Source organism: Streptomyces sp. NBC_00647, assembly GCF_045207245.1.
Classification (GTDB): Bacteria; Actinomycetota; Actinomycetes; order Streptomycetales; family Streptomycetaceae; genus Streptomyces.
On record NZ_CP109040.1, the window covers coordinates 711,515 to 727,062 of the forward strand.

The window sequence follows — 15,548 nt, forward strand, 5'->3', positions numbered from 1 at the left end:
CAAAGGAGTTCCCCATGACCACACCCCGCACGGTCCTGGTGATCGGCGGCGGCGCGGCCGGTAACGCCGTGACGATCCTGCTGCGCCGCGCCGGACTCGCCGTCGACCTCGTCGAGGCGAGGGACGACTGGAACGCCACCGCCGGCTCCGGTATCACCCTGCAGGGCAACGCCCTGCGCGTGCTGCGCGAACTGGGTGTCTGGGAGCAGGTGGAGGCAGCGGGCTTCGGCTTCGGCTCGGTCGGCATCACCGCACCCGACGGCACCGTCCTGCACACCCAGGCCGATCTGCGCACCGGAGGCGACGATCTGCCCGCCACCCTCGGCATGCAGCGCCCGAGGCTCCAACAGATCCTGATCGACGCCGTGCGCGCGAGCGGCGCGTCCGTCCGTCTGGGCACCACCGCCCACATCGTGGACCAGGACCAGGACGGGGTCCTCGTCCGCTTCGGTGACGGCGACGAGAGCCGCTACGACCTGGTGATCGCCGCGGACGGTCTCGGCTCGGCGACCCGTGCCGCGATCGGCATCACCGCCAAGCCCGAACCCACCGGCATGGCCATCTGGCGCGTCGCCGCTCCGCGTCCCACCGGCGTGACGCGCACCGACCTCGCCTACGGCGGCCCGGCCTACATCGCCGGGTACTGCCCCACGAGCGACGAGACGCTGTACGCGTATGTCGTTGAGGCCAACCGCGACCGAGCCTCGATACCGCCGCGGTCGTACGCCGACGAGATGCGCCGCCTGACCTCCGCCTACGGCGGCGCCTGGCCGGAGATCACCGCGCACATCACCGACCCGGCGAACGTCAACTACACCTGGTTCGACCGGATGCTGGTCGAAGGCTCCTGGCACCGCGGCCGTGTGGTCCTCGTCGGCGACGCCGCCCACTGTTGCCCGCCCACCCTCGCGCAGGGCGCCGCCCTGTCCCTGGAGGACGCCTGGGTGCTCGCGCAGTTGCTGGGGACCGGATCCGCGACGTGGGACGACGCGCTGTTCCAGGCGTACTACGACCGCCGCATCCCCCGCGTGCGTCCGGTGGTGGAGGCGTCGGTGCAGCTCGGGCAGTGGCAGCTCGACGGCGTACGCGACGCGGACGTGCCCGGCCTGATGCGCCGCACCATGACGATGCTCAGGGAGCTGCCGTGACGTACCCGACGATCGACGTGCACGCCCACGTCCTGCTGCCCGAGATCGAGGCGTTCGTGGCGGGCCTGCCCGGTCACGCCGAGGCGAAGGACCTGGACGCACGCCGCAACGGCGCCGCCGCCCTGGCGGTCAGCGGACCGATGGTTCGCGAGCGCCTCCCGAGGCTGACCGACGTCGCCGTGCGCCTGGCCACGATGGACGCGCAGGGCGTGGACGTGCAGGTGGTCAGTCCTTCCCCCTCGCACTATCACTACTGGGCGGACGAGGAGACGGCCGAGAAGGTCTACCGGCTCGCCAACGAGGCGACGGCCGCTCACTGCGCGGGCGCCCCCGACCGGCTGCGCGGCCTGGGCCTCGTGCCGCTCCAGCATCCGGGCCACATGGTCCGCGCTCTCGAACACGCCCTGGAACAGGGGCTGTCCGGCGTGGAGATCTCCAGCCACGCACCCGGCCGGGAGCTCTCCGACCCCGCCTACGAGCCCTTCTGGTCCCGGGCCGAGGAGACGGGATCGATCCTCTTCCTGCATCCCTTCGGGTGCACACTCGACGAGCGCCTGGACCGCTGGTACCTGTCCAACACGGTCGGCCAGCCCACCGAGAACGCCGTCGCGCTGTCCCATCTCATCTTCTCGGGCGTGCTGGACCGGCACCCCGGCCTCACGATCGTGGCCGCGCACGGCGGCGGGTACCTGCCCACCCACATCGGGCGCTCCGACCACGCCTGGTCCGCCCGCTCCGACGCCGGCGCCGGCTGCGTACACCCGCCCAGCAGTTACCTCGAGCGCCTCTACTTCGACACTCTCGTCCACGACCCGCACGTGCTGCGGGAGTTGGTCCGGACGGCGGGGGCCGAACGGGTGCTGCTCGGTTCCGACTTCCCCTTCGACATGGGCACCGAGGACCCCTTGGGCGCGTTGCGCGCCGCCGGTCTGACCGAGGCCGCCCTCGACGCCGTACGCGGCAGGAACGCCGCCGCCCTGTTCGACATCACCCTCGCCTGAGGAGGAATCCATGAGCGCACGTCTGCTCACCCATCTGCGGCACGTCGACCTCGCCGTGCCGGACTACGACAAGCAGCTCGACTTCTACGCCGGTGTCTGGGGTCTGACGAAGGTCGCCGAGGACTCCGGGATCTCCTTCCTGGCGGCCGAGGGCTCCCCCGAGCAGTACGTCGTCCGGCTGCGCAAGGCCGAGGAGAAGCGCCTGGACCTGGTGTCGTACGGCGCCGCCTCCCCGGCCGACGTGGACACCCTCGCCGAGCGACTGCCGGCCGGAGGCGTGCAGTTGATCTCGCGGCCGGGCAAGGTCGACACCCCGGGCGGCGGCTACGGTTTCCGCTTCTTCGACGTCGACGGCCGCACCATCGAGGTCTCCGCCGACGTCGCGGTCCGCCGGCACCGCAGGATCGAGGAGAAGGAGGCCATCCCGGTCAAGCTCTCCCACGTCGTCCTCAACTCCCCCGACCTCGACCGCACCCGTGCCTGGTACGAGACCCACCTCGGGTTCCGGCTCTCCGACACGCTCAGCTCGCCGCACATGGGCGAGGTCATGCACTTCATGCGGATCTCCGACCAGCACCACTCCATGGCGCTCGCCAAGGGCCCGCACACCTCCCTGCACCACATCTCGTTCGAGATGCGCGGCATCGACGAGTACATGCGCGGCTCCGGACGCGTCCTGCGGGCGGGCTTCCGCAAGGTCTGGGGGCCCGGCCGGCACATGGCCGGGGACAACACCTTCACCTACTTCCTCGACCCGCACGGCAACACCGTCGAGTACACCACCGAGCTGGAGCTCCTGGACGAGGACACCTGGCACCCGCACGTCTACGACTTCTCCAAGCCCGAGGTCACCGACCAGTGGGGCACCGCCAACCCCATGAACGAACTGATCGCCAAGGAATCCTTCAACGATCCCGACCGAGGCGTCTTCAAAGCCCCGCCGGTCTGATCCGGCGCCTCCACACCGGGGACGTGGCAGCTGTGGCGCCACCCTTGCCCCGCTGCCGCGTCCCCGGCGGGCGGAACCGCGTACCCCTTCCGCCGCCCTTCCCCCCCCCATCAGGAGCCCCACCATGCGTTTCGCCGCTTACGAGCACCGACAGCGCCGCCGCGTGGCCGTCGTCGAAGAGGACGGCACACTCTTCCCCCTGCCCGGCGTGACATCGCTCGCCGCCCTGCTCGCGGAGACGAACGGGCTGCCCGGACTGCTGGACGCCGGCGCGGCGGCACTGGACGTGCCACCCGGCCCCCATGTCTCCCAAGTGCGGTTGCTGCCTCCCCTGCACCCCACCTCGATACGCGACTTCGTCACCTTCGAGGAGCACGTCGAGGGCGTACGCCGTGCCGTGGACGGTGTCTCCGGCGTACCCGAGCAGTGGTACGCGGCGCCGACGTTCTACTTCACCAACCCGCACGCCGTGTACGGACCCGACGACGCCGTCCCCGTACCTCCCGGGTCGGCGGTGCTCGACTTCGAGCTCGAGGTGGGCGCCGTCATCGGCCTCGAGGGCCGCGACCTCACCCCCGAGCGGGCCCGCGACCACATCGTCGGCTACACCGTCTTCAACGACTGGTCCGCACGCGATCTCCAGTCCGCGGAGATGAAGGTGGGACTCGGCCCCTGCAAGGGCAAGGACACCGCAACCACCCTCGGCCCCTACCTCGTCACCGCCGACGAACTGGACCCCTGCCGCGACTCCGAAGGATTCCTGCGGCTGGCGCTCACCGCCGAGATCAACGGCGAGACGGTCGGCGAGGACCTGCTGTCCAACATGAGCTGGACCTTCGAGGAGATGACCGCCTACGCCTCCCGCGGCACCCGCGTCGTACCCGGTGACGTCCTCGGATCGGGCACCTGCGGCAACGGCGGCTGTCTCGCCGAGCTGTGGGGCCTGCGCGGCGAGCGGACCCCGCCGCCCCTCAAGCCCGGTGACACCGTCAGCCTCACCGTCGAAGGCCTCGGCACGCTCACCAACACCGTCGTCGCGGGTGTCGACCCCGTACCGCTGCCGGCCGGCAGGCGCCGCACACGGGAGCGCCCGTGAACGCCCCGTCGCCGAAGCGGCTCCTGGGCAAGGTCGTCGTGGTCACCGGCGCGGCCCGTGGTCAGGGCGCCGCCGCGGCCGAGACACTCACCCGCGAGGGCGCCCGTGTCATCGCCACCGACGTCGAACCCGCCGAAGGCTGCCGCCGCCTCGACGTCACCGACGACAAGGGCTGGGCCGACCTGGCGTCCGAACTCCGCGCGGCGTACGGGCAGGTGCACGGTCTGGTGAACAACGCCGGCATCACCTGGCGCGCCCGCCTCGGCGACGTGCGCCCCGAGGACATGGCACGCGTCCACGCGGTCAACGTCACCGGCCCGCTGCTCGGCATCCAGCACCTCACCCCGCTGATGCGGCCCGGCGCCTCCATCGTGAACATCGGCTCCTCCGCGGCACTGACGGCGCACTACCCGGTCGCCTACACGACCAGCAAATGGGCGCTACGGGGGCTGTCGAAGACCGCGGCCCTGGAACTCGGTCCGCTCGGCATCCGCGTCAACACGATCCACCCCGGCTACATCGAGACCGAGATGACCGCCTCCGCCGCTCCGGCCTTCCGCGAGGCCAACATCCGCGAGACCCCACTGGGCCGAACCGGAACCGTCGCCGAGATCGCTCATCTGGTCGCCTTCCTGCTGTCGGACGAGTCGTCCTTCATCACCGGTGCGGAGATCCCCGTGGACGGCGGTCTGACCGCGCACGGCGGCGTCAAGTCCGTGTCCGACGCCCTGCGTCCCGAGGGGAAGGCATGAAGCGGCTCGACGGCAGGGTGGCCCTGATATCCGGCATCGCCCGAGGCCAGGGCCGGGCGGCGGCCCTGCGGTTCGCGGCCGAGGGCGCGCTCGTGGTGGGCGGCGATCTGCTGCACGAGGAGGCCCTCGAGACCCAGCGGCTCATCGCCCGCGAAGGCGGCACGGCCCTCGTCCCCGGCCCCCTCGACGTCACCGACGAGGGCTCCGTCCGGTTCTGGGCCGAGGAGGCCGTGGACGCGTTCGGCGGCATCGACATCGTCTACGCGAACGCGGGCGCCGTCCGCTTCGGGGCCATCGACAGCCAGTCGTACGAGGACTTCGCGTTCACGATGCGCGCCGAGCTGGACTCGGTGTGGCTGAGCGTCCACATCGCCTGGCCGCATCTCGTCCGCAGCCGCGGCTGCGTCCTCACCGTCGGCTCGACCGCCGGGCTGACCGGCTCCCTCACCAATCGTCGCACCGCGCACTCGGCCTCCAAGGGCGGCGTGATCGCCCTCACCCGCCAACTCGCCGCGGAGGGAGCCCCGTACGGAATCCGCGCCAACTGCGTCAGCCCCGGAATGATCGACACCGACGGCTCGCGCACCAACCTCCTCGCCGGCGACCACCCGATGCGCGCGGTCGCCCGCCACATCCCGCTCGGACGGCTGGGTGTTCCGGACGACGTGGTCAACGCGGCCGTCTTCCTCGCCTCGGACGAGGCCGCGTACATCACCGGCGCCAACCTCGTCGTCGACGGCGGCTGGTCCACCGTCCTGCCCGGCGGCACCAACTGAAGAGGGACGAATCACACATGAACAAGGTCCACGACCCGACCTCGGCATCGGCCTGCCCGCCCTGATTCCCGGCAGGATGGTCAAGGGCATGGGCGGTGCCATGGACCTCGTCCAAGGCGCCCGCCGTGTCGTCGTCCTGGGCGATGATTGCGGTCATGCCACTGTCGACCGCGTTCACGAAGATGTTCGGAGTCCGGCACCCGATCGCCCTGGCGCCGATGGGAGGGTCGGCCGGCGGCGAACTGGCGGCGGCCGTCTCGCGCGGTGGCGGGCTCGGCCTGCTGGGCGCCGGAGGCGGCGACCCGGACTGGTTGGCGCGCGAGCTGCCGATCGTGGCGAGGGCCGGGAAGCCATGGGGCGTCGGGTTCCAGACCTGGGCGACCGACCTGGAGGCGATCGAGCGGACCTTGGAACACGGCCCCGTAGCCGTGATGTTCTCCTTCGGAGACCCGAGCCCGTTCGTCGAACGGGTCCATCAGGCCGGCGCGGCCGTGATCATTCAGGTCACCGATCTGGAGGAAGCCAGGCACGCGGTGGACCTGGACGCCGACGTCATCGTGGCGCAGGGCACCGAGAGCGGCGGGCACGGCGCCCGGCACGGACGATCCACACTGCCCTTCGTCCCGGTGGTGGTGGACCTGGCGGAGCCGGTACCAGTGCTGGCGGCCGGTGGGATCGCGGACGGCCGGGGCGTGGCCGCCGCCCTCGCTCTGGGCGCCGCCGGGGCAGTCATCGGCACCCGCTTCCAGGCCACGGCCGAGGCCCTCGTCGATCCGTCGACTGCCGAGGCGCTCGTCGAGGGGCGCGGGCAGGACACCGAGCGCAACCGCATCCTCGACATCGCCCGAAGCTCCCGATGGCCGTCGAAGTACTCGGCCCGCACACTGGGCCATCCCTGGCTCGACCGGTGGAGGGACCGGGAAGCCGAGCTCGCGGCGGACCCCGCGGCGGCCCGCCTGGCCTATCAGGCCGATGTGGCACGCGTCGATGTGCCCCCGCTGCCGGTCTGGGCGAGCGAAGCCGTCGACCTCGTCACCGACGTGCCAGGCGCGGAGGAGTTGGTCGCCACCCTGGCCTCCGAGGCCTCAAGGGCCCTGGCCCGAGCGGCCGGGCACTGACCGGCGCGGCACGCACGCCACGACTCGCGACGACCGGGCCCGTACCGCCACGGGCTCCGGCAGGGCGGCACGACCTGCCCGTCGGCGAGGCAGGAGCGGCACGACCTACCCGTCGGGCGAAGAAGGAGCGGCTCGACCTGCCCGTCGGGCGCGTCGGGTGAGGAAGGACGGTCGTCCGCCCGCGCGTGCGTCCCTTGTTCTCAGGTCGAGGTCAGTGGCCACGCCGGACGTTCGCGGAACAGGTGGCGGCGCGTGACGGCGGTTCGCTTCTCTGGGCGCCGTCGGCCGGAAGGTCTCGTGGGGTCGGCACGCCGTCCTCGTGCACGACCTTCCCGAAAGACGGGAACTCACCCTGACGGAATGTCACCATTGCCCGGAGAGTCGTCCGACCGACCCGATCACCACCTCTCGGCATCCGGCACAACACCGCTCGACCGCTTCGATTCACGAGCCGGGGACACCCGTACCTCGAAATCCAACTGGAGTCCCAACGACGCAAGCGACCGGCCGAGCCTCGCCATCACGACCGCCACACCGCACCTGGCTGGCGCCGGCCACGCTTCAAGGCATCGCCGGAACAGGAGCACGCCCATGCGCCTTTACGCCCAGACCCCAGCGCGTCGGACCCGTCAGGTGGTCGCCGATCTGATCGCGGTGGCCGTGATCGCGGCCGTGGTGAAGTTCGCCCTGGTCGTCCACGACGCGATCATGCTGCTGGCCGAGCCGGGGCGGAAGGCCCAGAGCGCGGGCGACAGCCTCTCCGACGGCCTCGACGACGCCGGCAACGCGGCGTCGAAAGTGCCGTTCGTCGGGGACTCCCTGAAGAAACCCCTCCAGTCCGCCGCCGGCGCGGCCACCGATCTCTCCGACGCCGGACAGTCGCTGGAGCATCTGGTGGGCCGTGTGGCCACGCTGACCGCACTGGCCCTGGTCGCCCTTTCGGTGGCCTTCGTTCTGGTGTTGTGGCTGCCCCCGCGTGTGCGCTGGATCCGGCGCAGCTCCACCACCCGACGCCTCCTCGACGCCCCCGGTGGCACCGACCTCCTCGCCCTGCGCGCCCTCACCGGAAAGCAGCGCGATCTCGTCGCGGTCCCCGTCCCGCCGGGTGGCCTCGCCGATGCGTGGCGCCGTGGCGACCAGCAGGTCATCGCCGACCTGTCCATGGTCACGCTGAGGCAGGCGGGACTGCGGCCCTGAGACTCCGCCGGTGGCGGGCTGTCGGTCACAGGCGGGGCCGGGCCGTCCTCGACATCGCCATGGACTTGGACATGGACTTGGACATGGACATGGACATGGACATGGACATGGACATGGACATGGACATGGACATGGACATGGACGGCTCAGCCCTCAGGCCAGTCGCTTGTGCATGACGATGCAGGGGCGGCCGTACTGGCGCTCCGTTCGGCGGTCGATCTCCTGCCAGCCGAGAGAACTCCAGAAGGCCAGGGCGGCCGGGTTGTTCTCCAGAACGGCCAGGCGGAGGCCGTCCCGGCCCTCGTGGCGGAACCGTTCCTCGACGAGTGCGGCCAGCCGGCGGCCGAGACTCCGGCGACGAAGACTCCCGTGCACCAGCAGGAGCCCGATCCACGGATATCCGTCTGTGGGGTGACGGTCGAGCAGGCACAGCAGACCGACGATCCGGTCCTGCTCGTCGCGGGCCAGCAGGACCTCACAGCCCTCGGTGTCGGCTTCCTCCCGCAGATCGGCCTCGACCCTGTCGGCCGGAACGCGCTCAGGGTCGTACTCGCCGGCGGCCCGGCAGTACTCCGGGTTGCTCGCGTAGAGGCCGACCACCTCGGCGATCTCTTCGGGGGAGAAACGGAGCGGGGAGAGCGACAGCGGTGCCATCCGGGCAGGGTATCCAGCCGTGCCGACCGCTGCCGACCATGGGTGATGCGCTTGCGGACGGTGCCGAGCCGTCCTCGGCGACCGTTTCCGTCCCTTCCCCGGCATCCCGCTGCATGGTTACCGCGCGCGCCCGCTGCGTCTCATGTCCGTGTTCTCATGTCCGCATCTGTCCGTGTCTCATGTCCGAGTCTCTCGGGACGAGTCGAACGGGCAGCAGCAGAATGCCCGTGCGGCTGACGCGGCGGCATGCCCGGATCTACGATCGGTCCGTGGTCGCCAACAGCCGTACCTCCGTCGTGTGCCGCCTCATGCCGCACGACCGCTGTTGTTGTTGACACGTTGATCTGACGACTTCCGATGGGGTGACGGGTCGATCCGTTCGCCCCTCGACCCGCTGACCGAGCGGATCGCCTGATCGTCGGATCGCCTTCCGCGCGGGCCGAAGCTCGCTCCCGCGGATCCGTCGGCGGCAGCATCTGCATCCGTACGGCGTCCCGCGGGCTCCGCTCTGTCCCCCGTCATCCCGCCATCACTCAGGGAGCAGTGGCCCATGCCTATCGACGAGTCCGCTTACGATCGACGCCGCCTGCGCCAATGGCTGGCCGGTGAGGCCAGAGCCGAGGGGGTGTCCCGACGCGACATGCTGCGGCTGGCCGCCGCTGCGGGCGTGCTGACCACCCTGGCGGGCCGGCCCGTGCGTGCCTACGCCGACACCCCCGCACCCGGTTCCGGCATCGTCAAGCCGCTGCCGCCGGAGCTGTTCACGATCCGGGGCACCAACGCCGAGACCAACTGGTCGGCCTTGCGCGGTACGGGACTCCACACGCCCGTGGACCGGTTCTTCGTCCGCAACCACACCTCGACCCCCCTCCTGGACGAGGCCAGTTGGCGGCTCAAGGTGTGGGGAAGCGGACTGCGCGGCGCGCCGGGTCTCGACCGGGCCGTCGAGTTCGACCTCCACGATCTGCGGCGGCTGCCGTCGGTGACACTCGACGCGTTCGTGGAATGCGCGGGCAACGGCCGGAGCTACTTCACCAGCCAGCAGGGCGACACCGTGACGGGCACCGCCTGGACGCTCGGCGCGATCGGCTCCGCCCGCTGGCGGGGCGTGCGGCTGTCCCAAGTGCTGCGGCTCGCCGGGCTGACCCGGCACGCGGTGGATCTCCAGCCCCGAGGACTGGACGACGAGTACGTGACCGGCGGGGTCAATCTCGGCCGGGTCCGTCGGCCGCTGCCCGTCGCCAAGGCGCTGGACGACGTGATCCTCGCGTACGAGATGAACGGCGAGCCGCTCCCGCACGACCACGGCCACCCGGTCCGAGTCCTGGTCCCGTCCTGGGTGGGCATATCCAACATCAAGTGGGTCGGCGACATCGAGGTCTCCGACCAGCCGCTCTACTCGCCCTGGAACACCGACTTCTACCGGCTCTTCGGGCCCTCCCACCCGGCCGAGGGCAGCGCCCCGATCACTCGTCAGACCCTCAAGAGCGCCTTCGAGACGGGCTCGGGCGCGGCGTTCGACGCGGGGGTACGGCACCGGCTGACCGGTCGATCCTGGTCGGGAGCCGGCGGCATCCGGCGCGTCGAGGTCAGCACCGACGCGGGTGCCACCTGGCGGCGCGCCGATCTCCACGACCGCCCCCGCCCCGCCACTTGGTCCCGCTGGTCCCTGGACTGGCGCCCCACCACACCCGGACCCACGGCCCTCCTGGCCCGGGCCACCGACACCACGGGCCGTACCCAGCCCGACACCACCACCCCCAACACCCAGGGCTACCTCTTCGACGCGGTGGTCCGCCACCCCGTCACGGTGGTCGATCGGCCGGCCACTTAGGACCATCGGGAGATGGTGCGACCGGGCCGTGCCTGCGGCTCGGTGCGGACAGTGCGGGACGATCGGACGGACGCCGAGCGGGAACGGTCGGCTGCGGCCGTTCCCGCCGGACAGGAACCCAACGGCAGCAACCTGGCGGTCTCGCGGGCACGGGCTCCGTACGGGCGAGCAGGGAACCCAGTGGCGCCGTGCCGGGTGTTACGGCAACGGCCACGTCGAGGGCGTCGGCCCTCGGCCGTCGAGATCGAAGTCCCGATCATGGACGCCCTCGCCGCACCGTCTCCGGCGGTTTGGCGTAACTGGCCCACCGTCACCCGAAGGCCCGCGAGCCGTTAGTCAGCGGCCTCCCCACCCTGACCACGCCGGTCTCGCTCGCGGCACCGACCGGTAGCCGATAGAACGCCAGTCGCCCGTCGGATCGGCGGCAAGTCCGCCCCAGCCGCGCAGGGCCGCGGTCGTGGACGGAGCGGTGCTCACCGCGCGGCACACGCCCCTGGGGCGAGGCTGGACGCGAGCTGGTCCAGGAGGAGGACCCAGGTCGGTTCGACGTCGCCGGAGGCCCGAGATAGGTCGCGGTACGGCCGTCGCGATGGGCTTGGCAGGGTTGCAGTAGCCGGTTCACAACACCGTGACGATGAAGGTAAGCAGCGCCAGGGACAGGGTGGCGCTACCTGCAAATGCCACGGCTGCGTGCACCAGGACGGTGGCGTAGGTGGCTCCGTCGAGGCGGGCGAGTAGTCCAGCCGCTGCTCCTACGAGCGCACAGAAAAGCGCGACGACCGCCATGAGCAGGACCAGGAGCATCAGGTGGATAGGTGAGGTGTTCATGCCTTCTCCCGAGAAAACCGACGACGGTGACTCCGCTGAATTTCGCGGTTTTCGTGTTCACCGGGGTTCGGGCTGAACAAAGATGAATGAAGACGGTCGCCCGAGAGACGGAGAAGCAGGCATGGAGGAGGTGCATGAGGGTCCGCTCGCGAAACTCGCGCTGCGGCTGCGCACCCTCAAAACGCAGCAAGGCCTGCAGATCGGTGCACTTCAGCAACGGACCGGGTTGGGGCGGACAACACTCAGTCAGGCGCTGAACGGCCATAAGGTGTCCGAGGCCACACTGGTGGTCCTGGCGAAAGCGCTGCATACGGACGTGGAACCGCTGCTGGCCTTGCTCCACGCCGCCACACGGACAACGCAAGTACGTGAGAACTCTCCGAGCAGAGCCGGCCACAGGCCAGGGGCCGAGATTGGGGATCCGGTGGGGCCGGACGCCGGGCAGCTTGGGCGCCAGTCGCTCCGTCAGGGCCCCCATGCCCCTGCCCCACCCACCGCTGAGGAAGTCGCAGCGGCGGTGGCGGCGTACGCAACCCGGGTGCGGCAGGCATACGGACGCCTGGACCTTGAAGTCCTCACACCCCTGTCGGACGACCAGCCTGCAGTGGTGGAGCTGGAGGAGGTGTTCATCGCCCCGACGGTACGAGCAGACCCGCCCCCGGTCGAGCTGCCCCGGGAGCTCGTGCGCCGACTCGTCGCCACCGGGGAGCTGACGGTTGATGACGTCGTACCGCCGGGCATGGACAGCGACGTGGTCTACCGGGTCCGCGAGTCCTATCTGCAGCAGCGGTCGCAGGACGTCCGGGAGGTACTGGCGGCTCCCTCTCGCCATCGGGTGGTGCTCCTCGGCGATCCGGGGGCGGGCAAGTCCACACTGGCCCGATACCTTGCGCTCACCCTGACCTCCGACGGCTCCGATGGACCTCTCCGCGCGCTGACGGGCCGAGTGCCGGTGGTGGTGGAACTGCGCCGATACGCCGAGCAGCACTGGCGCCAGCGTTCCTTCGAGGACTTCCTGGCCCACCTTCACAGCGACTTCGGGCTTTCCCTGCCCAAGGGTGTGCTGGACCACCTCTTGGCCGAGGGGCACGCGTTAGTGGTATTCGATGGCCTGGACGAGTTGTTCGACCGCGACGTGCGCGCGCAGACCGCCCAGCGCATCGCCGCGTTCGCCGCGCGCTGGCCCCTAGCCCGGATCGTGGTGACATCACGCGTCATCGGCTACCAGCGCACAGTGCTGGACGGGGCGGGTTTTTCCCACTACATGCTGCAGGACCTGGAAGAAGGCCAGATCCGCGAGTTCGCCCGGCTCTGGTACCGCAAGATTTTCCCGGACGACCTGTCAGAGGCGAGCCGGCTGACGCAGCGGATCACCTCCGCGGTCGAAGGGTCACGGCCGTTGCAGGAGATGGCGGGAAATCCGCTGCTGCTCACCATCTTGGCGATCATCGGACGCCGCCAGCCACTGCCGCACCACCGGCTAGGCGTCTATGAACACGCGGTGACCGTCCTGGTGTCCCACTGGGATCAGGCTGCCAAGCACCTTGTGGCACTTCTGCCCCCAACCGTGGCCGAGGCACTGGACATCATCGGAGCCAAAGAGCGCCTGGAACTGCTGCGGCTGCTGGCCGGTGCCATGCAGAACGGGGAGGGTGGCATCGCCGGCAACCACATCCACGGCCCGGACCTCGAACGGGTGTTCTCTGGCTACCTGAAGCAGTACGGCCTGCCGCCCCTTCAGGCCGCCGCCGCTGCTCGCGCCTTGAGGGTCCAGCTACACGAACGCAACTTCATCCTCTCCTGCTACGGCGGCGACGTGTACGGCTTCGTCCACCGTGCCTTCCTGGAGTACCTGGCAGCGGCGGACATCACCCACCGGTACACCTACGACCGCGAATGGACGCCGCAAGAACTCGTCGAGCAGGTTGTTGCCGGCCACATCCCGGATTCCACCTGGCACGAGATCCTGCTCCTGCTCATCGGACAGCTCAACCCCTCCGACGCGGCAGCGGCCATCGACCGTATCCTGGCCCTGCACACCCACCGATCGGACCCCAAGGACGCGAGTTGTGTCGCGTTCGCCCTGCGGGCTCTGGCCGAAGTCAACAGGATCGCCCTCCTGCCCGACCAGAGCAACGCCGCGATCGACGCCGCCACCACCGCCCTGGACCTGCGCGGGTCGAAAGGCCCATGGCTGTTCGACGAAGCAGCGCACGCCCTGGGCACCATCACCCCGCACTGGACCGGCCGCAGCCGCTACTTGCGCTGGTACCGCATCAGCGGCCAGTTCGCCAGCACCACCGAGCCCGCCAGCCTTGCCTGCGCCCTGCGCCCGGACCGCGGCGAGCTCAATGCGCTCGCAAACGGCAGCTACTACAGCATCGACCGTCTCCTGTTCCTCATGGAACTGGGCGAGCGGTGGCCGAACAACGACAGCGTCCGTCACCGCCTGGTGCGGACCGCTTCCGAAGAGACTGACAGCTACGTGCGTCGCCTTGCACTAGAGGTCCTCGTGGAGCAATGGCCCGCGTGGGAAGGTCTGACCGCCTTCCTGACGGCCCGCAGCACCGACGACCCAAGTGAGAAGGCCCGGTCCTCTGCTCTGATGAGGCTCGCCGCCTACCGGCCCGAGGACGAGAGCGTACGCAGTCGGCTGAAGAGCGCCGCCGTGGCGACGCCCGATGAGGGCATCCGCGCCGACTTCTTGCGCGGCATGGCACAGCAGTGCATTGCCGATGCAGACGTCCGGTCCTTTGTCGCCCAACGCGCTACGGACGACGAAAGCGAACACGTCCGCTTTACCGGCGTTCGAGGCCTTGCAGAAAATGGTGTCGCGTATGAAGACGTCCTGCTCTTCCTGAGCCGACTCGCCTCGGACGACGACGCCCCGTCGATGTCGCATACCGCCGTTTGGCTTCTGGGCGAAACCTGGCCCGGCCGCCAGGACATCCGCGACCTCCTCCTGCGCCGCGCCTCTGAAGCACCCGACGACCGGGTTCGCCGCGCCGCAGTACTGGCTTTGGCTCAGGGATGGTCGGCGGACCGGCTCTGCCGAAACGCACTGTGGCGCAGCGCCACCGCTGACGCGGCCGGGACGGTCCGGAAAACCGCCCTTGAAACCCTCAGCGAGCGCTTCTCCCATGACGACGAAATCCGTAGCCTCGTGGCGCGGCGCGCTGTCGACGACCCAGATGAAGAAGTTCGTCGCACCGCCTTGGGGCTCCTTGGCCAGGTACCGCCGGACGATGGCGCCCGCGAGATCCTGCTGCAAGCGGCTGTCGAGGAGACCGAGGACCGGCCGCGGACCGAAGCGCTGCGCATAATCGGGGAACACTGGGCGGACCACGACGATGTCCGCGAGGTCCTGATGGATGCGGCCGCCCATCATCGTGACGACTGGGCCCGGGCCCAGGCACTGCGCTCCCTGGCGCAGCACCGGCCCCCCAGCATCGCCGTGCGCAGGCTGCTCCTGGAAGCCGTCAATTCGCTCGACAACTTCCCGCGGGCCATGGTCATCGAGGTGCTGGACACGGACTGGCCCGATGCTCCCGAGACCCGTGCAGTACTCACAGAGATCGCCGGCCACTCCCGGAAAGGGGACTATCAGGGCCGCAAAGCCGCACTTGAAGTGCTGGCCGAGCGGTGGACCGAGGACGACACCGTGCGGGCGTTCCTGACGCGTGTCGCTGCCGATCCGAACGACTCCTGGCACGCCGCCGTCGTACTGCGGGTATGGGGCGAGCACTGGGCGCTGCGCAGCGACGTCCGTGACGCCCTTGTACGCGCGGCCACCACGCACAGCGACGAGAACACCCGTTCCGACACACTCGACGTGCTGGGCCGATGGTGGGCCGACCGCGATGACGTCCGCGCCGCATTCCATGACCGGGCCCTGCACGACCCTGCGCCGGCGCTGAGGCACTCCTGCCTGCGCTGGTGGGTGCTCAGGGCCGGAGAGGAAGAAGGGCGGGTCCTGGTGACCACACGCGCCGCCCAGGACCCGGACGGCGAGACGCGGCGCATGATCCTTCACATGCTGGCATTGGGTTGGCCTCTGCATCCCGACACAGCCGAGACGCTCCGCAACCGCACTCACCACGACACCGACGAGCAGACCAAAACAGTCGCCGGGAAACTGCTGCTGGCACTCCCCCGCGATTAGAGATCCGCTTCGAACAGCGCCTCCATCGGACCA

Annotated in this window: 12 protein-coding genes; 10 read left to right on the forward strand and 2 right to left on the reverse strand. The window is 70.1% G+C overall.

Annotated features, from left to right (window positions below; translation table 11 throughout):
• Positions 1-14: 14 nt before the first annotated feature.
• The 8 genes from OG788_RS02995 (at position 15) to OG788_RS03030 (ending at position 8,037) form a co-directional block, all read left to right on the forward strand.
• Positions 15-1,148 (forward strand): FAD-dependent oxidoreductase, encoded by a 1,134-nt coding sequence (locus tag OG788_RS02995; protein ID WP_406368942.1) that lies wholly within the window; start codon positions 15-17, stop codon positions 1,146-1,148.
• A complete protein-coding gene (locus tag OG788_RS03000; protein WP_406368944.1) occupies positions 1,145-2,149 on the forward strand; it encodes an amidohydrolase family protein in 1,005 nt (334 codons plus the stop codon). Before OG788_RS02995 ends, OG788_RS03000 begins: the two co-directional genes overlap by 4 nt.
• Positions 2,150-2,159: 10 nt before the next feature.
• Positions 2,160-3,098: a VOC family protein gene (locus tag OG788_RS03005; protein WP_406368945.1), complete on the forward strand. Its 939-nt coding sequence runs from the start codon at positions 2,160-2,162 to the stop codon at positions 3,096-3,098.
• Positions 3,099-3,222: 124 nt separating this feature from the next.
• Positions 3,223-4,194 carry a fumarylacetoacetate hydrolase family protein gene (locus OG788_RS03010; protein WP_406368946.1) on the forward strand — a complete coding sequence of 324 codons (972 nt, stop codon included), beginning with the start codon at positions 3,223-3,225 and terminating at the stop codon, positions 4,192-4,194.
• Entirely contained in the window at positions 4,191-4,946 is a 756-nt protein-coding gene (locus tag OG788_RS03015; RefSeq protein ID WP_406368947.1) for an SDR family NAD(P)-dependent oxidoreductase, read from the forward strand. Before OG788_RS03010 ends, OG788_RS03015 begins: the two co-directional genes overlap by 4 nt.
• A complete protein-coding gene (locus OG788_RS03020; RefSeq protein ID WP_406368949.1) occupies positions 4,943-5,722 on the forward strand; it encodes an SDR family NAD(P)-dependent oxidoreductase in 780 nt (259 codons plus the stop codon). The genes OG788_RS03015 and OG788_RS03020 overlap by 4 nt, the downstream gene beginning before the upstream one ends.
• 155 nt (positions 5,723-5,877) lie before the next feature.
• Positions 5,878-6,840: an NAD(P)H-dependent flavin oxidoreductase gene (locus OG788_RS03025; RefSeq protein ID WP_406368950.1), complete on the forward strand. Its 963-nt coding sequence runs from the start codon at positions 5,878-5,880 to the stop codon at positions 6,838-6,840.
• 591 nt (positions 6,841-7,431) lie between these two features.
• Positions 7,432-8,037, forward strand: a complete 606-nt coding sequence (locus OG788_RS03030; protein ID WP_406368952.1) for a hypothetical protein — start codon at positions 7,432-7,434, stop codon at positions 8,035-8,037.
• Between the two features lie 153 nt (positions 8,038-8,190).
• Here the strand turns inward: OG788_RS03030 and OG788_RS03035 are convergent, their stop codons facing one another.
• Positions 8,191-8,691, reverse strand: coding sequence for a GNAT family N-acetyltransferase (locus OG788_RS03035; protein ID WP_406368953.1), 501 nt, complete (start codon positions 8,689-8,691; stop codon positions 8,191-8,193).
• Positions 8,692-9,241: 550 nt separating this feature from the next.
• On the opposite strand from OG788_RS03035, the gene OG788_RS03040 reads away from it, so the two are divergent.
• Positions 9,242-10,525: a sulfite oxidase gene (locus tag OG788_RS03040; RefSeq protein ID WP_406368954.1), complete on the forward strand. Its 1,284-nt coding sequence runs from the start codon at positions 9,242-9,244 to the stop codon at positions 10,523-10,525.
• Positions 10,526-11,143: 618 nt separating this feature from the next.
• Here OG788_RS03040 and OG788_RS03045 read toward each other — a convergent pair.
• Positions 11,144-11,353 (reverse strand): hypothetical protein, encoded by a 210-nt coding sequence (locus OG788_RS03045; protein WP_406368955.1) that lies wholly within the window; start codon positions 11,351-11,353, stop codon positions 11,144-11,146.
• A 121-nt stretch (positions 11,354-11,474) separates the two neighbouring features.
• On the opposite strand from OG788_RS03045, the gene OG788_RS03050 reads away from it, so the two are divergent.
• A complete protein-coding gene (locus OG788_RS03050) occupies positions 11,475-15,515 on the forward strand; it encodes a HEAT repeat domain-containing protein (RefSeq protein WP_406368956.1) in 4,041 nt (1,346 codons plus the stop codon).
• Positions 15,516-15,548: the final 33 nt, after the last annotated feature.